The 19,810-nt window shown below is 55.8% G+C and carries 18 protein-coding genes; 7 read left to right on the top strand and 11 right to left on the bottom strand.

The genetic code is table 11. The features are described from left to right. Positions 1-416 precede the first annotated feature (416 nt). Positions 417-1,355 carry a DMT family transporter gene (locus tag M4NBBH2_RS10940; protein ID WP_116270998.1) on the bottom strand — a complete coding sequence of 313 codons (939 nt, stop codon included), beginning with the start codon at positions 1,353-1,355 and terminating at the stop codon, positions 417-419. Between the two features lie 184 nt (positions 1,356-1,539). Here M4NBBH2_RS10940 and M4NBBH2_RS10935 point away from each other — a divergent pair, with 184 nt between their 5' ends. Next, entirely contained in the window at positions 1,540-2,397 is an 858-nt protein-coding gene (locus M4NBBH2_RS10935) for a DMT family transporter (RefSeq protein WP_170135166.1), read from the top strand. A gap of 111 nt (positions 2,398-2,508) precedes the next feature. On the opposite strand, the gene M4NBBH2_RS10930 is transcribed toward M4NBBH2_RS10935, so the two are convergent. Further along, positions 2,509-2,781: a hypothetical protein gene (locus M4NBBH2_RS10930; protein WP_118131824.1), complete on the bottom strand. Its 273-nt coding sequence runs from the start codon at positions 2,779-2,781 to the stop codon at positions 2,509-2,511. Between the two features lie 218 nt (positions 2,782-2,999). Between M4NBBH2_RS10930 and M4NBBH2_RS10925 the strand changes: the two genes are divergently transcribed. From M4NBBH2_RS10925 to M4NBBH2_RS10915, 3 genes are all read left to right on the top strand, one after another. Then, positions 3,000-4,400: a tetratricopeptide repeat protein gene (locus M4NBBH2_RS10925; protein WP_116270995.1), complete on the top strand. Its 1,401-nt coding sequence runs from the start codon at positions 3,000-3,002 to the stop codon at positions 4,398-4,400. 235 nt (positions 4,401-4,635) lie between these two features. Continuing rightward, the gene (locus M4NBBH2_RS10920; RefSeq protein ID WP_116270994.1) at positions 4,636-5,637 is read left to right on the top strand and encodes an IS30 family transposase; all 1,002 of its coding nucleotides are present in this window, start codon (positions 4,636-4,638) and stop codon (positions 5,635-5,637) included. A 163-nt stretch (positions 5,638-5,800) separates the two neighbouring features. Continuing rightward, complete coding sequence (locus M4NBBH2_RS10915) at positions 5,801-6,019, top strand: SEL1-like repeat protein (protein WP_170135165.1); 219 nt, start codon at positions 5,801-5,803, stop codon at positions 6,017-6,019. 105 nt (positions 6,020-6,124) lie between these two features. Here the strand turns inward: M4NBBH2_RS10915 and M4NBBH2_RS10910 are convergent, their stop codons facing one another. Then, positions 6,125-7,324, bottom strand: a complete 1,200-nt coding sequence (locus M4NBBH2_RS10910; RefSeq protein WP_160117790.1) for an MFS transporter — start codon at positions 7,322-7,324, stop codon at positions 6,125-6,127. A 271-nt stretch (positions 7,325-7,595) separates the two neighbouring features. Here M4NBBH2_RS10910 and M4NBBH2_RS10905 point away from each other — a divergent pair, with 271 nt between their 5' ends. Continuing rightward, positions 7,596-8,666: a PPK2 family polyphosphate kinase gene (locus M4NBBH2_RS10905; RefSeq protein ID WP_116270991.1), complete on the top strand. Its 1,071-nt coding sequence runs from the start codon at positions 7,596-7,598 to the stop codon at positions 8,664-8,666. Positions 8,667-8,751: 85 nt separating this feature from the next. Beyond that, positions 8,752-9,030, top strand: coding sequence for a hypothetical protein (locus M4NBBH2_RS10900; RefSeq protein ID WP_022444656.1), 279 nt, complete (start codon positions 8,752-8,754; stop codon positions 9,028-9,030). A gap of 138 nt (positions 9,031-9,168) precedes the next feature. Here the strand turns inward: M4NBBH2_RS10900 and M4NBBH2_RS10895 are convergent, their stop codons facing one another. From M4NBBH2_RS10895 to M4NBBH2_RS10860, 8 genes are all read right to left on the bottom strand, one after another. Beyond that, on the bottom strand, positions 9,169-10,437 hold the full coding sequence (locus tag M4NBBH2_RS10895) for a nitronate monooxygenase (protein ID WP_116270990.1): 1,269 nt from the start codon (positions 10,435-10,437) through the stop codon (positions 9,169-9,171). Between the two features lie 583 nt (positions 10,438-11,020). Next, positions 11,021-11,713, bottom strand: coding sequence for an aspartate/glutamate racemase family protein (locus M4NBBH2_RS10890; protein ID WP_160117789.1), 693 nt, complete (start codon positions 11,711-11,713; stop codon positions 11,021-11,023). A gap of 271 nt (positions 11,714-11,984) precedes the next feature. Beyond that, complete coding sequence (locus tag M4NBBH2_RS10885; protein WP_116270988.1) at positions 11,985-12,464, bottom strand: DUF805 domain-containing protein; 480 nt, start codon at positions 12,462-12,464, stop codon at positions 11,985-11,987. A gap of 259 nt (positions 12,465-12,723) precedes the next feature. Next, the gene (locus M4NBBH2_RS10880; protein WP_116270987.1) at positions 12,724-13,230 is read right to left on the bottom strand and encodes a DUF805 domain-containing protein; all 507 of its coding nucleotides are present in this window, start codon (positions 13,228-13,230) and stop codon (positions 12,724-12,726) included. A gap of 66 nt (positions 13,231-13,296) precedes the next feature. Beyond that, positions 13,297-13,785, bottom strand: a complete 489-nt coding sequence (locus M4NBBH2_RS10875) for a DUF805 domain-containing protein (protein ID WP_116270986.1) — start codon at positions 13,783-13,785, stop codon at positions 13,297-13,299. Between the two features lie 254 nt (positions 13,786-14,039). Then, on the bottom strand, positions 14,040-14,315 hold the full coding sequence (locus tag M4NBBH2_RS10870; RefSeq protein WP_170135164.1) for a DUF805 domain-containing protein: 276 nt from the start codon (positions 14,313-14,315) through the stop codon (positions 14,040-14,042). A 276-nt stretch (positions 14,316-14,591) separates the two neighbouring features. Next, the gene (rarD, locus tag M4NBBH2_RS10865; RefSeq protein ID WP_116270984.1) at positions 14,592-15,542 is read right to left on the bottom strand and encodes an EamA family transporter RarD; all 951 of its coding nucleotides are present in this window, start codon (positions 15,540-15,542) and stop codon (positions 14,592-14,594) included. Between the two features lie 102 nt (positions 15,543-15,644). Further along, entirely contained in the window at positions 15,645-16,097 is a 453-nt protein-coding gene (locus tag M4NBBH2_RS10860) for a DUF805 domain-containing protein (protein WP_116270983.1), read from the bottom strand. A 586-nt stretch (positions 16,098-16,683) separates the two neighbouring features. Here M4NBBH2_RS10860 and M4NBBH2_RS10855 point away from each other — a divergent pair. Continuing rightward, entirely contained in the window at positions 16,684-19,806 is a 3,123-nt protein-coding gene (locus M4NBBH2_RS10855; RefSeq protein WP_116270982.1) for a molybdopterin-dependent oxidoreductase, read from the top strand. Positions 19,807-19,810 lie beyond the last annotated feature (4 nt).

The following is a 19,810-nucleotide window of genomic DNA, read 5'->3' as shown; positions in this document are numbered from 1 at the left end:
TTTTTTTACGAACAATTTCGGCGAAAGATCATTTGACACTCACCGCGGTCTCTGAACTCGAAAATATCCATGGTGCGGCTCCGCAGACAGAAAAAAACGTCTGCCTCGTGAAAAGTGTTTGGTTTAGGGGCGGCAGGAATACAAAACACGCTGTGGTTTTGGTCGCGGCCGCTCCAGGCTTCCCTGAGGGCAGAGTTACGGTTATTGATTCACACCGGATAGGGGCAGAATTCAGCCGCAATAGGCACTAATAGCCATCAGTGAAGGCGCAGATTCCTTATTGTCCGGCATACAGCGAACAGGATCAACTGAACACAGGAACCAGATTGAGAAAAAGCAGAGATTTTTGTTTCCCGGAAAAAATAAAAGCTGCCGGAGATTCCGGCAGCTTTTGGTGAATCAGGGGGATGAGTTTCTTAAGAACTGTGCTTCTTAACCAGCAGAATTGTCTTCGCCTGCATGAGAAGGAGGCCGGCAAGCACGAGAAGCGACCCGAAGACAAACGGCATGCCGACCGATTCTCCAAGGAGGAGCACCGAGAGAATGACGCCGAAGATCGGGGTCATGAAGACGAGCACCCCGAGGCGCGCCGCGAGGTATTGCTTCAAGAGGAAGTTCCAGACGAGGTAACTCGCGTAAGAGACGATCACCGCCTGGAAGAGGAGACTAGACCACCCGACGAGCGAATTGTGGAACGTCGTCTGTCCCGTGATAAACGCGAGCGGCGTAAGGATCACAAACGCCATGAAGAGCTGCGCGAAAAGCATGAGGGAGGGCGGCGCGTTATTCATCGAGGTTGTCCGGAGCATAATCGTCGTGAACCCCCAGGAGAGTCCGGAGCCAAGCCCAAGGATGTCTCCGAGAATCCAGCCGCTTCCTTCAAGTGTTTCTTTCGAGAGAAGCGCGGGGACGAGGAACGCCACCGCGATCCCGAGGAAAGCGGTTAAGAGCCCTGCCCACTGAATCACCGAGAGCCGTTCTTCGGGAAGCTTGATTGAGAGTCCGATCGCGGCGAAGAAAGGAGACGTGTAGAGAAGCACCGACATGTGGGCGGCGGATGTAAAGCGGAGGCCTTCTGACACAAAGAAAAATTCACCGACAAAACCGAGACCCACCAGAATCGCGTCTCGGAGCTTCACCTCATGCCCCCACTTTTCGTGAAGCCAGAAGTGATTTGTGAGGAGAAGAAGGAGGGCGGAAACGCCAGAGCGGATCCCCACCTGCAGCATCGGGCTGATATTCGGGGCAGCCGCCTTGATTGCGACCTGCTGCAGGCCCCAGGTGAAACTCAGCGCGACACAGATCAGAAACGCGCGCAGATCAATCGGACGGCGGACGGCAGGTGTGGACGGCATGGCAGATAAAACAAGTGAAAAACAGAAAGACGCTGAAGTGTAGTCCTCTGAATGGGGGGACGGGACAGCGGGTGAGGCGGGAGAGGGGATGCCATCTGAAGCGCCTGGGCAATATCTGCGATAATGGCTGGCTTAACGAAAATTAATAACTGACATGCAATCAAAGACTTTACGCGGCGTCCTGATGGCGCTAACGACAATCACGGTCTGGGGCGCGACCTATGTCGTCACAAAAGGCGTGATGTCGGAACTCACGGCGATTGACGTTCTGGTCACCCGTTTTACGATCGGCTTTCTGATTCTCGCGGCGGTCGCGAAGGCGACCGGGCAGTCGCTGATGATTCAGGAGCGATCCGACCTGAAGCTCTTCATCGCGTCCGGCGCGACTGGTGTCGCCGCTTACTTCACGCTTGAAAACTGCGCGCTTTACTTTACGCAGGCGGCAAACGTCGGGGTTATTGTGTCCCTGATCCCGATCACGAATGTGCTCGTGATGTGGTTCTTCTTCCGGGACGTGCCGCTGAAGCGCCAGTTCTTTATCGGTTCCGCGATCGCGGTCGCGGGGTCGGCGTGCCTTACGCTCGCGACCGATAAGCTGGGGGCCGTGAGTCCGCTCGGCGACCTGCTCGCCTTTCTCGCGTGTTTCGCCTGGCCGCTCTACTGCGTGGTGAGCCGGAAGCTCTCGGAACGCGGCTTCAAGATCATTCCGATGACCGCCTGGACATTCTTCTTCGGCGTTCTCATCATGCTGCCCTTTGATATCGGGTTCGGGTCGAAGATCTCACTCTCGACTCTCACGGATCCGGGAGTCTTCATGGGACTCGCGTTCCTTGGCGTGTTCGCTTCCGCGCTCTGCTACGCGACGTGGACGGGCGCTGTGGAGTCGCTTGGCATCGCGAAGACCTCTCTCTTCCTCTACGCACAGCCGCTGATCACGGTGCTTCTCTCCGTGGTGTTCCTTCACGAGACGCTCCCGCCGCTCGCGATCGCCGGCATCGTGACGATCTTTGTAGGCCTCATCGTCGCTCAGAAGGGACATTGATCCGGGCGTAAAGAACAGTCCTACAGATCCCCCAGACAAACGCAGACGGCGGAACCGCTTTAAAGGCAGTTCCGCCGTCTGTTTTTTCCATTCAGAAGTTACGGGAGGCTATCAGGGACGCTTCGGGCCCGGACCCTGCGGGCCCTGAGGGCCGTTCGGTCCCTTCGGGGGCGGGGGCGCCGGACGATCCTTCCGGTGGTGCCGCTCATGGTGATGCTTCGGGGGAGGCGGCGGCTCCGGACGATGATGCTTCCTCGGGCGCGGGGGCGGCGGGGGATTGCCGCCTGCGGGAGGAGACGGAGGGACGTCGCCCGGGCGATGGTCCTTCGCGAAGGCCGCGATCGGGGCCGCGGCGAGAATAGCAAGAAGAGCACGGCGTTTCATGATGTTTATCTCCATCACTTCTTCTGAAGGATTCAGAAGTTCTGTTGAGAAATACTCTAATGATCGGGACGCAAACTGCTGTGAGAAAAGAGCAACAGTTCACCTCACTTGTGTCCGCCCGTTTCTTCTAGGCATTTCTACGTAAAATAGCCGCTGACGGCTGTAACAATACATATCCGCGGCCGCTCGATTTTCCCCGGCTTAGAAGGAGGACGGTGATGGCAGAAGAGAACGAAAAGGCGGTTTTGGACCGCAAGGCGCAGGAGCACGAAATGAATGAGCTGAAGCGCCGGATTCACGCGGCGGCGGAAGCGATCCGCTCGAAGCTCCTGAGTGACGCGGAGAACCGGTCGTTTGAATCTGAACTTTCCGACCTCAAAGCGAAAGCGGAGTCGGGAGATAAGGACGCCGCGACGGAGTACGGCTGGAACCTGATCTCCGGGTTCGCGACCGGAACCCCGGACCCGGAAGGATGGACGTTCCTCAAGACCGCGGCGGACGCGGGTCACCCGAAGGCGCTTTTCCAGGTCGGTATCGCGTTCCTTCAGGGAATCGGGATTCCGAAGAACGGAGAGAAGGGCGTGGGGTTCATCAAGCGCTCAGCCGAAGCCGGTTACCCGAAAGGGATGGCGCTTTACGCCCGGATGCTGAAGGAAGGGAACGGGGTCGAGAAGAACGAGCCCGAATCCGTGATGTGGCTTAAGCGGGCAGAGGAAGCCGGTGACCCGGCCTCAATCCGAAACCTCGCGATCGCGCTTTCGACGGGGGATGGTGTGCCGCAGGATTTTGAGCGGGCGACAGATCTCTTCCAGAAGGCGGCACGGGCCGGTGACCTCGACTCCCGCTACTGGTACGCCCGGGCGCTCGCTTACGGGATCGGTATCCCGAAGGACGCCGTGAAGGCGGCCGCCTGGTCGATCTTTTCTGAAGCCGCGGGCGACGTCCGTGCCGGCGCGATTCTTGCCGGGCTCCGGAAGACGCTTAAAGAATCCGAGGGTGTCCGGGCGAACCGGCTTTTCGTGGATCTCCTGAAAGAAATGGGGCCCGTGCAGTCGCAGACTGAGGCGGCGGATGCCGGCATTCCGGCGGACCTCCCTGAGGCGACCCGCCGTCAGCTCGCCTCCCTCTTTACCCCGGCCCTTCAGGGGATCCCTGAATGCGCCGTGGTGCTCGGACGGGCGTACGAAACCGGCTGGCAGGTGAAGCAGGATCCGGCGCGCGCCTTCCGCTGGTACTTCGCGGCCGCTCAGGCGAAGTACCCCGAAGGCGAATATCTCCTCGGGTTCTGCTACCTGAATGGGATCGGCGTGCCGCCGGACCCGGAACTCGGTGTCTTCTGGATATCGGAAGGCGCTAAGGGCGGATTCCCGGAAGCGATGGGATTCTTCGGGAGCCTGCTTGTGAACGGGAAGCTTGGGGACGAGATGAAGAAGGACGGCATCCCGTTCCTTGAAAAGGCCGCTGAGGCGAACGATCCCTACGGGACGCTGAACCTCGGGCTCGCTTACCTCTCAGGCACCGTGATCGCTCTGGACCGCGAGAAGGGGAAGGCGCTCGTGAAGAAGGCCGCGGACCTGGGGTCTGATGACGCCGCGTCGATGCTGGAGAGCCTCGCCTAAAAAAGAAGAGGATACCGTTCCTCAGCCCAAAACCACGAAAGCACCGGAGGTCTTCTTGACCTTCGGGCTTTGCTCTTATATTGAGCCGCGCTTTGCGGCCTGTTTGCCGGGTCCTGCCATTAAAGAAGTTTATTTAATTGGCGAATTATCACTTCAAGTGCAAAGCCTGAGAAAAGAATAGTGGCCCATAAAGCTTCCATAATAGAGATTGTCAAGATAACTATAGAGGGAGCTCATGAGCCACTATCATCATCTTACTCTTCGGGACAGAGTATTTATTTCGGCTTTAACGATTTCAGGCAAATCCCTGTCTGAAATTGCATGTGCGATTGGGAAAAATGTTTCTACGATCTCCCGCGAACTGAAGCGAAACAAGGCTGTATCGGCCCAGGATGGGGCTTCAGCTGCTTATGATCCCTGTGCCGCGCAGGCCCGATATCAGAGACAGAGAAAGCATTGCGGAAAGAGAAACATTCTGAAGTCTGACTCGTTGCTGACAAGGATTGTCTCAAATCTGCTGGTTAAGAAATTCTGGTCTCCGGAGCAGATTCAATACCGTCTCAGAAAGGAGCTGCCGAATCTAAGGATCAGCGCCACGACAATCTACCGAGGAATCAATTCTGGCTTTCTGGATCGCTTTGTGGATGGCCGAAAGATGTCCCGACACCTGCGACACCACGGTAAAACGCGTCACCGTAAAGGCATGACCGAGAGGCGAGGAAAGATCCAGATCACTCACAGCATTGAAGAGCGACCCCTGGAAGCTCAGAACAGATCTCGCCTGGGGGATTGGGAAGGCGATACCGTCATCGGAAAAAAGGGCGGAGCCTGCCTCACGACTCTGGTCGATAGGAAGTCCGGCTTTCTCTGTGGCGGGAAAACCGCTTCCAAGACTGCGGCCGATGTGTCTGCCGTAATTGAGAAATCTCTGTCAGATAAGGATCTGCGTACGATTACCGTAGATCGCGGAAAAGAATTTTTCTGGGCTGAAAAACTGGAGAAAGATCTCAGAACCAAAGTGTATTTCTGCTTGCCTCATCATCCATGGGAGAAAGGAAGTAATGAAAATACAAACGGACTTCTTAGAGACTTTTTCCCAAAAGGAATGAGTATCGATAAAATTTCTCAGGCAGAAGTTCAGAAACGGTTCAATGCTCTGAATTTCAGACCCAGAAAACGTCTCAATTGGAAGTGTCCGGCTGAAGTCTTTTATTCAGTAACTTTGCACTTGATTTGATAATTCACCGATGAATTACTTGTAATAACATAGACATCTATAGAAATTACAGGTAACGGAAATTTCATTACATCTATTTTGGTATAGGAATCACTTCCTCCTTTGTTTTGGGGCACGATTGTGGTCTCGTAGTTTTCTTGCGCGAATTTCCGATAGCCTCCTTGTGAACGGGAAGCTTGGGGACGAGATGAAGAAGGACGGTATCCCGTTCCTCGAGAAAGCCGCTGAGGCGAACGACCCCTACGGGACGCTGAACTTCGGGCTCGCTTATCTCTCAGGCACCGTGATCGCGCTGGACCGCGAGAAGGGGAAGGCGCTCGTGAAGAAGGCCGCGGACCTGGGGTCTGATGACGCCGCCTCGATGCTGGAGAGCCTCGCCTAAAAAGATCTGGATCTGGAGGACGCTGTTCCTCCATCCATCCAAACGAAAACGCCTGAGATCTTTGGAGACCTCAGGCGTTTGTTTTGGGGAATCCGGGGATTCCGATCAGGCTTCTTTCTTCAGCAGCCCCATGACATTCGGAAGGAGCTTCTTAAAGAACACCGCTGCCGCGACAAGCGACACGAGGAACCCGGCGAGCGTCGTGAACTGCACGCCGATTGAGCGCTCCACAAGGCCGCCGATAAAGGCTCCCGACCCAATCCCGAGGTTATAGATCCCGGAATAGGTCGCCATAGCGATCGTGACCGCCGCGGGCGGCGCCACTTCAATCACGAGCGACTGCAGCACGAGGTTGAAGGTCATAATCGCGATACCCCAGAAAGCGCAGACCGCGATCGTCGCCGGAATGAACCAGGAGGCGGGGTAAAGCATAAAGAGCGCCGCGCCGATGCCGCAGACCGCGAAGTAGAGGAACGGCTTATGGTGCTTATCGTAGAGCTTCGTATAAAGGATGCTCGAGAGAATGCCGGCGACGCCATAAAGCACGAGCACCCAGGTCACCATCGAGTCCGGCATCCCGGCCTTGATCTTGAGGAACGGCTCCACGTAGCTGTAGCCGCAGAACTGCGCCGTGACGGTGAGCGCGGTGACCGCGAAAGTCGCGATCAGCACGGGCTGCTTCAGGACGCCCGGAATCTTCTGCGGCGCGATGTAGCTCGTGTTCGGGACGTTCGGCATGACTCTCAGCTGGAACGCGAAAATGAGGAAAGCGAGAACCGCGACGATCCCGAAGGTCCACCTCCAGCCAAGCAGGAGTCCCACCGCGCGGCCTAGCGGCAGGCCGCAGATGAGGGCGGTTGAGGTGCTCGCGGCGACGACAGAGAGCGCGAGAGCGCGCTTTCCTTCCGGCACAATCTTCACCGCCATCGGAGGCGCGATCGCCCAGAAGACCGAATGCGCGCAGGCAACACCGATTCGGCTTGCCATCAGCATCCAGTATTGGGTCGAAAGCGCGCTTCCCACGTGGCTCACCGCGAAGAGGAGCAGTACGCCTAGAAGCAGTTTCCGATAAGCCATCCGGGAGCAGAGCACCATGAGAGGCAGCGACATCAGCGCCACCACCCAGGCATAGAACGTGATGAGAAGCCCCGCCTTCGCGACCGGGATCTCAAAGTCCTTCGCGATGTCGATCAGAAGACCGATCGGCATCAGTTCAGAGGAATTAAAAGCGAATACCGCGCACGCAAGCGATAGAAGCGGCAGCCAGGGACGGATGCCGCCGGAATTTTTATTTTCTGTATCCATTATCTGAGGCCGGATGAGACTCACGGCCATTACGCTTTGTAGAAATCATTGAGTGGGCTTGCAGTATAGAAAGATTTGGAGAGTCTGGAAGGACTTTGGTCCTATTTTTTGGGGATGCTTGCGAAAGATTTTCCGTCCGACAGGAAATCCGATTCAAAAGAAAAGGAAATTTTTTGTGAACGTATGGCGGAAAGGTACGCAGCGCCGCCCGGGCGGCGGTAACCTATAGGAATCAGGATATTTTTTTCCGCACCGCTATTGGAGTCAAAGCATGAAGCTAGATATCGAGAAATTCCGGGTGAAGCCAGGCGACAAAGTGGATCTTGCCGCGATCAGCACCAAGGCGGATCCAAAGGCGGATAAGAACGAAGTGGAAAACACGCTTTTCCCGGCTCTGAAGAGTCACCTGGAGTCGCTGCAGGAAAAGCTCTGGGCTGAGAATAAGCAGTCAATCATCCTCGTCCTGCAGGGAATGGACGCGGCGGGGAAAGACAGCACCGTGCGTCACGTCTTTACGGAAGTCGACCCCGCTGGCATGTGGATCGCGTCCTTCAAGGCTCCGACCGTGATCGAGAAGGATCACGATTACCTCTGGCGTGTGAACCGTGCGCTCCCGCCCCGCGGCATGATCGGGGTCTTCAACCGGTCTCACTATGAGGACGTCGTCACTGTAAGGCTCCACAACTACATCAAAGACCGCCAGCTGCCCGACGAAATCAAAAACGACGAGCACCTCTGGGACGAACGCTTCGATCAGATCCGGAACTGGGAAAAGTATCTCCGGCAGAACGCCTTCCGCATGGTGAAGATCTTCCTTCACGTGTCGAAGGATGAGCAGCAGAAGCGGCTCACGGACCGGCTCTTTAACGAAGAGAAGCACTACAAGTTCTCGCTTTCTGACCTCGAGGAACGCCGCTACTGGCCTGAGTATCAGAAGCTCTACGCGGAAACGATCGAAGAAACCACGACGGAACATTCCCCCTGGTACATCGTGCCGGCGGATAACAAGTGGTATCTCCGCTACGTGGTCGGGACGATCGTTGAACAGACGCTTGAAGCGATGAACCCGAAGTTCCCGCCGCTTTCAGACGAAACGAAGGCGAAGCTCGGCGAACTCCGCAACCTCCTCACGCTTGCGAAAGACCTGAATCTCGACAGCAAGACGGTCGAAAAGAAAGTGATCTCACAGGTGATCGCGAAGGATGCCGCACCGGCTGAGGCGCACGCGCTCGTGGAGGCGGTGAAGGAGATCGAGGAAGTCCAGAAGGAAGAAAAGAAGGACGACAGCAAAAAGGGTGACAAAAAAGATAAGGATGGAAAGAAGGACGATAAGAAGCACTGAGGTCCGATCCTCTCTTCAGTCTCCCGTGTTCTCTCTTCCGGAACTACCATTGAGATAACAGCAGGTTGATATAGGAGTGATTCCTATGAAGAAATTTCTGGATTACGGGGCATCGATCGTCGCGGTTCTCATTATTGTCGCCGTGTGGCGCTTTGTCCTTCACTACCTCTTCGCGCCGGATGGTCCGCTTCAGTATGTGCCGAAGGACTGGGTCGCGGGGACTCAGGGCGTGGTGCTCGCGTTCCTCGTCTGCGCGCTCGCGATTTTCGCGTCTTTCTGCCTCTATCTCGGCGTGACGCACTGGATCCGGAAGGTGGGCGGGAAGTACGGCCGGTGGATTCTCGATGAGCCGGAACGCGCCTGAGAGGGGGTAAAGATCTCCTTCCGGGGATCTTTCGGAACACACATAAAAAAGTCGCCAGAAGGTTTTTCCTTCTGGCGATGCTTTTTGGATTCTGGAAATACGCCGGGCCGCGGTGACGCTGCCCGGGGTTTCAGTCGATTAGGCGGGAACCGCTTGGTCCTTCAGGGACGGGACCGCGATCTCACCGTTCTCGCTCTTCATATAGTCATTGAAGATGTGTTCGGTGGAGGGTTCGACCCAGAGACCATCAGAACCGCGGACCGACGTCTCGTGCAGCCGGCTCGCCTTCGCGCCGCAGGTCCAGACCTTGAAGTTACGCATCTGGGTGCAGAGGCAGGTCTTGCTCTGAACGCACTTCGGGGTGGGACCGTCAAAGGTGCCGCCCGCGGCGTCGAGCCACGCGGTGAGGTAAGAGCACTTGCCTTCTTCAAGAAGGTAGCCGTAGGTTTCGCAGTTCGGACGGACGGCGGAGCCGATCGCGGGCGAGTACTTCAGCATGCGCATCGGGTAGCCGGTGGTCGAAATGGTGTTCACTTCGATATCCTCAGGCTTCGCGTTGAAGTAAGCCTGCTTCACGTCATGCGGGAGACCGGATTCCTGAGCCACGGTGAAGCGGGTCGCCACCTGAACGGCGGCAGCGCCGGCCTTCATGAATTCAACGGCGTCGCTTCCTGTGAAGATGCCGCCCGCCGCGATCACGGGGATATCCGGGTGACCTTCGTTCGCGAGGAATTCCTTCACTTCCTTGAAGATCGGCATGAGGGAATAGTTCGCCCAGTCCATGCCAAAGCCCAGGTGGCCGCCCGCGAGCGGACCTTCCACGATCACATAATCCGGCATGCGGTTATGCTTCGTCGCGCGGCGAAGGAAGAGCTTCAGAGCGCGGACCGAAGACACCATGATACCGATCTTCACGTCGCGGAAGCGGGGGTTATCTTCCATGAGGGAGAGGGACGCCATATGAAGCCCCGCACCGAGCGTAATGCCGTCGATACCGGCATCCATCAGGGCGTTCAGACGAGCCTTCAGGGTGCGGAGGGGATCGTTCATCGTGAGCTTCTCCATGCAGTTCACAAAGACGAGGCCGTCACCCTTCTTCTGTTCCATGATCGGACGCGTGTAGAGGAGAGCCGCTTCGCGCAGCATCTCGCTTGAAATGACGTCCTGGCTCTTATCGATCGAATTCATATAGATCCGCTGAGCCTTCGCCTTCTTCGAGGTGAAGTTCGTCCCGAGGATCTTGTCGCAGACAGAGGGGAGCATAGCGTCGGAGATGTGTCCGATGCCGCCGAGTCTCGCCGCTTCAAGGGCCATTTCGCGGGTCGAAATGTTCACGCCCATGCCGCCGATGATGAGCGGCTTAAGTTCCTTATTGCCAAGGCGAAAGGAGAAGTCTTCGAGTTTCATGTTTTCCGTGAAGTTTCTATAAATGCAAGAGAAGCAGATACCTGAGTATCTTAAAAAGCAGGGAAGCGGAAAATGGCAGTGGAAAATAGGGATAAATCCCCTTTTTTATGCTCGTCAATGAATGCCGTTTTGGTGTATAAGCGCGAATCTGTCTTTAGGGCTTCCAGCGCCGGGTATATGTCTGTTATGAAATACCCAAGTCTTTGAACAGCATAACCCGAATTGCGAAAAATGCCATAGGGGTTCTGCCTAAAAATTAGGCACTGTGCAAAAGTTCAATGTTTCCAATGGTTTGGAAAAATAAAAATTACACTTCTTCACAGGAAATGTGGATATTTCCCCCATTCGGATGAGGGAGAGTGGCGGAGAACGGAAAACCGCCCGAAAGTCCGGTAATTATTCTATTGAACAGTTAGTTAGTGCGCAAGTACCCTGAAAAATATAAGGAAAACCGGATTCTGTGCAATTACCGGGGGCAGCGCTTTATGTCTGTTACGGTAAACAGTCGAAGAAAAGGCCTGAAGAAACGGGTTCTTCAGGCCTCGGTAACCTGCTGAAAAGCGTGTTAAAAGAGAGATAACTCTTAGTCAGAAAGGATCCGGTCAACAAGGGCGTTCACGTGGATCTGGACCCCGTCGAGCTGCGGAATGTCGGGGTACTTTGAGAACACCATCGGGAGTTCCGTGCAACCGAGAACCAGAGCGTCCGCGTCATGCTGACGCATAAGAGAGAGGGCAATCTCACGGAACGCGGCCGCGGTGTCGTCCTTCACAATCCCCTGCTCGAGCTCATTCATGATGTGGTCCGCCACCCAGTCGCGGGTCGCGGCGTCCGGCGTCACCACGTCAACCCCATCCCGAAGGAACGGTTTCTGGAAGAACCCATCCTCCATCGTCGCCTTGGTGCCGAGGAGCAGAACCCGCTTGTAGCCGCGCTTCTTCGCTTCATCGAGCGTCGCTTCGACGATGCTGACAAGCGGAATCGGGGACACTTTCTCAAGTTCCTCAAACACCATGTGCCCGGTGTAGCAGGAGAGCGCCGCGAAGTCGCATCCCGCGGCGGCAAGCGATTTGATCCCGTCAAGGAAATAGTCCACGAGTTCCTGCTTCTTCCCCGCGACACTCATCGGCACGACATCAAAGCAGCTCATGCTTTCAATCGTGATCCGCGGGAAAAAGTCGTGTCCGACGCGGTCCTTCACGCCGAAAACAATGCCTTTGTAATAAGGAACGGTGGATTCCGGTCCGACGCCGCCGATGAGGCCAAGCTTCTTCATTCGAGAGTCTCCTCCAGGAGTTAAGCGTTTATGTATTCCTGAAACCTTGATTGGGAAGCTACCAGCGCTTCCCGCTGACTTCAGGGGCATATCAGGGTGAAGTTTAGACCGGATCCGTGAATCTCCCGCGGCTTATCAGGGGGGATATTGAGCCGTGGGAGATGTCGGCTGAGAATCCGCATTTGCTGGATCGGGAAAGGCGTCTTTCAGCTTGTTTTTCAATGCCGAATTTTGAATTGCGGATATCAGCCGACGGTTGAATGAGATTTCCTTAAGGCTGGCCCATGGGCTTCGGTTCCGGCTTAAAGAAAAAAGCCCCGTTTTCAGGAACGTTGATCCCGAACTTGTTGTCCTTAGAGTCAGAAGGCCAAAGCATGATCACGAGACCAATTACTGCGACCACAATTTCGCCGACGTCCCGGAAACCGACGGAAATCAAGCTGTAAACAAAAAGGATTAATAAAATCCACCACCCAGAGATACCAATATCGTGCAGCCTTTGAATGAGAGTGAAAAATGTAAATATAGAAAAGAGAATGGTTACCGGTAAGCTGAAGCAGAGCATTAACTGGGCAGTTCTCCCTGAACCAGCATCAAGATTTAAGCCAACAATGATAGCGAGAGGAAGGATATAACCAATGGCGAACATCAGAGCGGTGAGGCAGATCCCCCATATAAAATAAGGGAGACGTCTCATCCGTCCTCGCCAGGTGAAGCAACGGAGGTTGCGAAAATTTTTCTTATCAGTCATGGTTTTAATCTCTCTAAAGAACTATGAAGTAAATGTGAAGACACTAGGTGCAACAATTCTTTTTGCATAACTTTATAGTGTTATTTTTGTAAGTATATAAATAACTTATAAGAGAATCAATACGCAATTTTTCAGATAACGCTGAAACTGAATAAAAACAATAGGTAAACAAAAACGCCTTCTTTATCGAGAAGGCGTTCCGCTTTGAGTAACGAACGATTTTTGGAAAAATAGTAATGACGACGAAATCGATCTCCGGTTAATGAGTGATCGCCACTTCATCCGCCGGTGCCGGGGCTTTTGGCTGATAGAGAAAGACGCCGTTCGCCTCGCTGTTCGGCCCGTATTTATTTTCTTCAGGCTGAGAAGGCAGAATTCCAAGCGCGAGGAGGAAGATCAGATTCACGATTGAGTCAAGCGCCGAGAAAACGCCGGTGTCGAAGACTGAATCCACAACCGCGCAGATCACGCCGAAAACCATCATGGCGATCGCCCACCAGCCGGAGAGCCCAATGTCATGCAGCCGCTGAAAGAAAATTGCGTAGCAGGCGATTACGGTTCCGACGAGTCCCGCGAAGAAGACGATCAGTAAAAAGATGCTGAGCGCCGCGCTGGAATCCGCCGCGATGAATGTCAGCGCGAGCAGCGCCCCGAGGACGCAGCACGTAAGGAAATACGGAAGGAGCCAGAACCAGAAGGGCTTCCGTCTCATGCGGCCCTTAAACGTGAAACAGCGGAAATCTCTGATACGGCGGTCGGAAGCCATGGTTAACTCCTTAAGCCAAAAAGAAAAAATGCCTGAAAGACGGGGTCTCTCAGGCAGTGTAGCGGATCAGGCGGCGGCTTTGGAAGGGTCGGGCTTCCCGTCGTCCGGCAGCCGGTAGATAAACGCTCCATTCGCGTTCGAATTCGGTCCGAACTTGTTATCTTTGGCCTGCGGCGGCCAGAAGCCGATCGCGAGCGTTCCGATGGTGCTCGGAATCCAGAGCGGAATGACGCAGCCGATCACCGCGACCGCGATCCAGATCGGAAGGAGCCACCAGCCGGAAATCCCGATATCGTGCACGCGCTGGATCAGAAGGAAGACCGAGCAGACGACGCCTGGGATCAGAACGAGAAGCCACCAGACGAGCCCCGCGTCCATATTCTCAGACCCCGCCGGCACGCTGTTATTCAGCCAATAGAGATACGCGAGCCAGATAAAGGTCATGAGACCGTAGTACGCGCCGACGCAGATGTTCCAGAGCCAGTAGGGGGCCCGTCTCATGCGGCCCCGAGGCGTGAAGCAGCGGATTTTCTGAGTGATGCTTGTTTTAGCCATGGCGCGTTTCCTTAAAAAAGCGTGATTCGCAGAACCAGGGCGGCAATCCGGATACTGAATTCCCGTTTAAGTTCTTATCTCCATTACATAAAGAATGATAACGCGAGAAGCCGGGTATATAGCATCCAGATAATGAGTTTTACAAAAATAATCGCTTTGGCTGGATAGGGAAGGGCGGAAGGGAAGGCGGATGACCGGCAACAAAAAAGCGCCTTCAGGAGAGAAGGCGCTTCGCCTGGGATCCAGATCCGCGATCAGCCGAGATACCGGCCGTTCGCGTCGGTGTCAGGACCGTAGTGGTTATCCTGATGCTCGGAGGGAAGGAGCCCGATGATGACCGTGAAAAGCATCATGAAAAGGAAGAAGAAAAGCATCCACCAGCCCGAGTGTCCCGCGTCATGCAGGCGCTGGATATGAATGAAGAAATTCGCGATATAGAGCAGCGCGTAGCAGATGAGGAAACTGAAGCCGCCATTTACCTGGGAATACGCGAGACCGGACGAAATCTCCGTGATGGTGTCAGAAAACACCGCGGTGACGATGCCGCCAAGTACTCAGAAGGTAATAACCCAGAGCCAGAAGGGCTTCCGGCGGACGCGGCCTGAGGGGTGTAAGCAACGGATAGACATGATGCTTTTTCTTTTATGAATTTCTGGCGCTCGCGGGGGTGAGACCAGAAAAAATTGCTTTAAAAAGCGGCGGAAAAGTGACGTTCCGCCGCTTCAATTCCTTTGAGCCTTACAGTCTAGATGATACGTTTCCATTTGTATCCGGGTGAGGCAGGAATTTTTGTGTCTCTGGGGGTTTTACCCGAGTTTTGGGGGCCTCAGACGGAGTGCCCTGCGGTTCCGGACAATGGAAGAGGCGAGATAAATCGCGATCCCGGACCAGATAAAGAGGAGCGGAATGAGTTCAGTCCGTGTGAGCGACTCACCGAAGAAGAGGACCCCGAGCGACGTGACAAGAATCGGGTTCAGGTACTGAATGAACCCGAGAATCAGCATCGGGAGGCGCGGAGCGGCGTAGGAGAAGGCGATCATCGGGATTGCGGTCACAAAGCCGACAAAGAGAAGCGCGAGATCGAGCTCCACACCGTGCCCATGAAGGAAGTACATCCCGCCGGCGCGCTCGAGATACATGAGGTAAAGCGCGGCGGGAATAAGCATCAGAGCGTGCTCGACCGCGAGGCTGATCCAGGCGGAAAGCGGCACTTTCTTCTTGATCGCGGAGTAGACAGCCCAGGTGCTCGAAACCAGAATCGCGATCCACGGAATTCTGCCGAGGCCCCAGATCATGATGAGAACCCCAACGAGCGGGAGGAGCACGGAAATCCATTGAATGGGTGTCAGTTTCTCGCGGAAAAACACGACGCCGAGAGCGACCGACATAAGAGGCGTGAGGAACATCCCGATCCCAAGCTCCACCACGTGCCCGGTGTTCACTCCCACGATATTCACGAGCCAGTTCGCGCTTGAGAAAAACGCGGCCCCGACGAGAAGGAGGGCGAGCGGCCTATCCGAGCGAAGTCCCCGGACCACACCGGAAAGCTCACCGAGCCGGCCTTTTGCCGCAAGGTACCCGAAGATAAAGACGAGACTCCCGATAATTCGGAGGCAGAGAATCTCAAGCGACGACGCTTCCCCGAGGAGCCGCCAGTAGATCGGCATCAGGCCCCAGATGATATAGGCGAGGACACCGGCCGCGATGCCGGCGCGGGCAGCTGCGGGACTATTCAGATCAGGAGCCTGAGTTGTCATTTTGCGTCGTCCTTCAAGTGATTTTCGTCTACTGAATATTCTCCTCTATATATATAGAGGTTTTTTATGATTTCGATTTCCGTGTGCCTGGGGGCTAAAGGGTCAGAGCTGCGGGTCAGTCGGAAGCGGTGCTGATATCGGATCACCATAGATATTGTGTGCCGGGTCGCTTGGCCGGGTGCCGAAGAAGACGAGGCCCGCGAAGGGGAGGATCATCAATGCCCCTGCGATTCCTCCAATCCGGATCCCAGCGATACCGACCGCGAGGAGCGCGTAGAACCCGAGCGCCCAAATACCGGGCCTTCCAAAATCATGCAGCCTCTGACTCATGAGGCAGGTAAGCGAATAAAGACCAGCGAGAATAGAGAGCCCGCCGAGCACCGCGAACACCGCGAAACTCACGGTTTCCGAGCCTGTCGCGCTCCGCGCTACCCCCGCGAGAAGCACGGAAACAAAGACCGCGCAGGAGAGGAGGATCAGGAGAAGCAGGACGCCGATCCAGAAGAACCGCCGCGGGAGCCGCCCTGAGGCTCTGAAAAACTGAAGCTGGTGCATGGGAAAATCCGAAATTCAGTGAATAGGTTATCTATCCCGCACTTTAACGCGTTTCGGGTCGGAAGATGGTGGGGAAAACGGGCTTTTCCTGGAGATGAACGCGGTGTTTCAGGGATTCTTAATTTTCACGCCCCATTTTTTCCTTTCTTAAGGTCCATTTCAGGCGCGAAAAGTACCCTTTTCAAAAAGTTTTATGCTAAACTAATTTCTGTAACGAGAATCATTTTCATCTAACGGTATACCGGTATCTACGCCGGTACCGGCCAAGGAACTAGGCCTTCTGACGTAGCCAAAACACGCATCCCCAATATATGGCGTGTTACGAAACTGAAGCGAAACTGAAAGAATTCCCCGAAAACATTAAAGATTTTATGTGTGCACTGTGGGGCCTTACCGTTATTCCTAAAATGAATACCGCATTGATCTCATAGCGTTTTCTTGTATCCCTCATGCACGGTATGTAGTGCTAAATCCTCCTTCGCTTAGTCCCGCCTCCCTATTGGATCTGAAAAAACTGATCCCTAGAATGCGTGACATGCCCGGCCCGAACGGGATTTACAAAAACAAAGCAAATAGGAGGCTTTTTATGGGGATCTCCCGTAGAAGTTTTTTCAAACGCAGCATGGCTCTTGGCACCAGCGGCTTTGTCGCTGCTGCCCCGTCCCTCGCGCACGCTGCCGCCGACACGGCTAAGAAGCCATACAAGCTCGTTTCAACCCAGGAATTCACGAACATCTGCTGCTACTGCGCTGGCGGCTGCGGTGTGATCTGCTCCGTTCGCAACGGCGAACTCGTGAACCTCGAAGGCGATCCGGATCATCCGGTGAACAAAGGCGGTCTCTGCCCGAAGGGCGCGACCATGTTCAACCTCCGCAACGTCGTTACGCCGGACCGCAAGGTGAAGCATAACGAGTCCCGCCTCCTGAAGCCGCAGGTTCGCCGCCCCGGCTCCGACAAGTGGGAAGACATCTCCTGGGAAGACGCCTTTAACGAAATCGCCCGTCACGTGAAGAAGACCCGTGACGAAAACTTCGTTGAGTACGAAGACGGCGTCCTCGTGAACCGCAACGACGGCATGGCCTCCATCGGCGCTGCCCAGCTGCAGACGGAAGAAGCTTGGCTCGTGCAGAAGTTCTGCCGCTCGCTTGGCTCCGTGCAGATCGATAACCAGACCCGCCCCTGCCACTCCTCCACGCCGGCCGGTTTTGCCCCGACCTTTGGCCGCGGCTCCATGACCTCCCACTGGTGCGACATCGAAAACGCCGATGTCGTCATGTCGATCGGCTCGAACAGCGTTGAGTCCCACCCGCTTTCCTCCCGCTACATCGAACGCGCTCAGCGTAAGGGCGGCACCTGGATTGTGGTTGACCCGCGCTACACCCGTTCCGCCGCTCAGGCTGACCTTTACGCCTGCATCCGCCCGGGTACCGACATCGCCTTCTTCGGCGGCATGATGAACTACATCCTCTCCAACAACCTCTGGCAGGATGAGTACGTCAAGAACTACACGAACGCCCCGTGCCTGATCAACCCGGACTTCAAGTTTGATCCGGAATCCGGCCACTTCACGGGCTACAACCCCGACACCCACAAGTATGACGACGAGACCTGGTCCTATCAGACCGCCTCTGACCGCGAGTGGGATACGAAGGGCGCGATGAACTGGGTGACGAAGCCCGGTGTCCCGAAGTTCAAGTACCCGACCGTCCATGAGCCGAAGAAGGACATGACGCTGCAGGATCCGAACTGCGTGTTCCAGATCATGAAGCGCCACTACTCCCGCTACACGCTCGATAAGGTTTCTTCCGTTACCGGTATCGATAAGGAAGTCCTCGAGAAGGTCTATCAGGTCTACACGTCCACCGGCAAGCGTGAACGCGTCGGCACGATCCTCTACGCGCTCGGCGAAACGCAGCACACCTTTGGTTCCCAGAACTGCCGCTCGATGGCTGTGATTCAGCTGCTCCTCGGTAACGTCGGCGTCCCCGGCGGCGGCGTGAACGCGCTCCGCGGCGAACCGAACGTTCAGGGTTCCACCGACATCGCGGCTACCTCTGACGGCCTCCCCGGCTACCTCAACTACCCGCGTCAGGACAAGCACGCGAAGCTCGCTGACTGGCTCGCGAAGGAAACCTATGCTGACGGCTACTACACGAATAAGCCGAAGTTCATGGTCTCCATCCTGAAAGAGTGGTACGGCGAAAACGCCACGGTCGAGAACGACTATGGCTATGACTGGATGCCGAAGCTCCCGCACGAATACCGTGACGCCTCCATGATTCCGACCTGGAACCGTATGCGCGACGGCAAGGTGAAGGGCTACTTCGTCTGGGGCATGAACCCCGCTCACTTCGCTCCGAACGCGTCGAATGCCCGCCGCGGTCTCGCGAAGCTCGACTGGATGGTTGTCTCCGATATCGTCCCGACGGAAACCTCCGACTTCTGGAAGGAACCCGGGTTCGACGTCAAGTCCTGCAAGACCGAAATCTATCGTCTGCCGGCAGCCCTGATCTACGAACGCCCCGGTTCCATCGTGAACTCCGGCCGTATGCTGCAGTGGCGTGAACAGGCTGTGCCGCCGCTCGGCCAGGCGAAGTGGGACCTTGAGATGATGTCCGAAATCTTCACCCGCGTTCAGGACCTCTACCGCAAGGAAGGCGGCAAGTGCCCCGAGGCCGTGACGAAGGTGAACTGGGACTACAAGGTTGACGGCAAGTGGAGCATGGAACGCGTTGCCCGCGCTCTGAATGGCTACAACACCGTGACCGGCAAGTTCCTGAAGACCTACGGTGACCTCCAGGCTGATGGCACCTCCGCCTGCGGCTGCTGGATCTATGTGGGTTACTGGAATAACGACGACGCTCCGCTCGATCACACGAAGCAGCCGGTTTACCGCCGCGGTACCGAGGATCCCTCTGGTCTCGGCGTGTTCCCGAACTGGGCCTGGGTGTGGCCGGCCAACCGCCGCATTCTGTATAACCGCGGCGCTGCCGACATGAAGGGCCAGCCCTGGAACCCGAAGCGTGACCTCCTGCACTGGGACGAAAAGGCTCAGAAGTGGGTCTGCTACGACGTGCCGGATTTCGTGGCTGCCAAGGACGGCAAGGGTGTTCCGCCGAACAACAAGGCCTTCATGATGACCTGGGAACAGTACTCCCGTCTCTTCCCGAATCACGGCATGGCCGACGGTCCGCTCCCCGAGCACTATGAGCCGTGGGAATCCCCGGTGAAGAACCAGATCAACGGTTCTCAGAACAATCCGTGCGCGATCTACACGAACGACCCGTCCGTGAAGCGCGCTGATCCGGATAAGTTCCCGATCGTCGCCACGACTTACTCCGTGGTTGAACACTGGCAGGCTGGCGGTCAGACCCGTAACTGCCCGTGGCTCGTTGAAATCAGCCCGCGTCCGTTCGTCGAGATGTCTGAAGAACTCGCGAAGGAAAAGGGCATCAAGAACAAGGACCTGGTCCGTGTCTGGAACAATCGTGGCGAAGTCCGCGTCCAGGCCATGGTGACGAAGCGTCTGAAGCCGGTCATGGTTGACGGCAAGCCGCATCACATCCTGGGCTGCCCGCACCACTTCTCCTTCATCGGCCGCTACGCGAGCGACCGCTGGACGATGAACGACCTAACGCCGAACGTCGGAGACCCGAATTCCCAGATTCCGGAATACCGCGGCTTCCTCGTTAACGTCGAAAAGGCCTGATCAG

It is taken from the genome of Mesosutterella multiformis, from assembly GCF_003402575.1.
GTDB lineage: Bacteria > Pseudomonadota > Gammaproteobacteria > Burkholderiales > Burkholderiaceae_F > Mesosutterella > Mesosutterella multiformis.
This window is presented reverse-complemented; position numbering and strand designations above follow the sequence as displayed.

Bases quoted from the DNA above. Each gene is read 5' to 3' on its own strand.
- rarD (WP_116270984.1), bottom strand. From the start codon at position 15,542: ATGACAACTCAGGCTCCTGATCTGAATAGTCCCGCAGCTGCCCGCGCC.
- M4NBBH2_RS10925 (WP_116270995.1), top strand. From the start codon at position 3,000: ATGGCAGAAGAGAACGAAAAGGCGGTTTTGGACCGCAAGGCGCAGGAG.
- M4NBBH2_RS10890 (WP_160117789.1), bottom strand. From the start codon at position 11,713: ATGAAGAAGCTTGGCCTCATCGGCGGCGTCGGACCGGAATCCACCGTT.
- M4NBBH2_RS10855 (WP_116270982.1), top strand. From the start codon at position 16,684: ATGGGGATCTCCCGTAGAAGTTTTTTCAAACGCAGCATGGCTCTTGGC.
- M4NBBH2_RS10895 (WP_116270990.1), bottom strand. From the start codon at position 10,437: ATGAAACTCGAAGACTTCTCCTTTCGCCTTGGCAATAAGGAACTTAAG.
- M4NBBH2_RS10875 (WP_116270986.1), bottom strand. From the start codon at position 13,785: ATGGCTAAAACAAGCATCACTCAGAAAATCCGCTGCTTCACGCCTCGG.
- M4NBBH2_RS10940 (WP_116270998.1), bottom strand. From the start codon at position 1,355: ATGCCGTCCACACCTGCCGTCCGCCGTCCGATTGATCTGCGCGCGTTT.
- M4NBBH2_RS10885 (WP_116270988.1), bottom strand. From the start codon at position 12,464: ATGACTGATAAGAAAAATTTTCGCAACCTCCGTTGCTTCACCTGGCGA.
- M4NBBH2_RS10910 (WP_160117790.1), bottom strand. From the start codon at position 7,324: ATGGATACAGAAAATAAAAATTCCGGCGGCATCCGTCCCTGGCTGCCG.
- M4NBBH2_RS10920 (WP_116270994.1), top strand. From the start codon at position 4,636: ATGAGCCACTATCATCATCTTACTCTTCGGGACAGAGTATTTATTTCG.
- M4NBBH2_RS10860 (WP_116270983.1), bottom strand. From the start codon at position 16,097: ATGCACCAGCTTCAGTTTTTCAGAGCCTCAGGGCGGCTCCCGCGGCGG.
- M4NBBH2_RS10935 (WP_170135166.1), top strand. From the start codon at position 1,540: ATGGCGCTAACGACAATCACGGTCTGGGGCGCGACCTATGTCGTCACA.
- M4NBBH2_RS10900 (WP_022444656.1), top strand. From the start codon at position 8,752: ATGAAGAAATTTCTGGATTACGGGGCATCGATCGTCGCGGTTCTCATT.
- M4NBBH2_RS10905 (WP_116270991.1), top strand. From the start codon at position 7,596: ATGAAGCTAGATATCGAGAAATTCCGGGTGAAGCCAGGCGACAAAGTG.
- M4NBBH2_RS10930 (WP_118131824.1), bottom strand. From the start codon at position 2,781: ATGAAACGCCGTGCTCTTCTTGCTATTCTCGCCGCGGCCCCGATCGCG.
- M4NBBH2_RS10880 (WP_116270987.1), bottom strand. From the start codon at position 13,230: ATGGCTTCCGACCGCCGTATCAGAGATTTCCGCTGTTTCACGTTTAAG.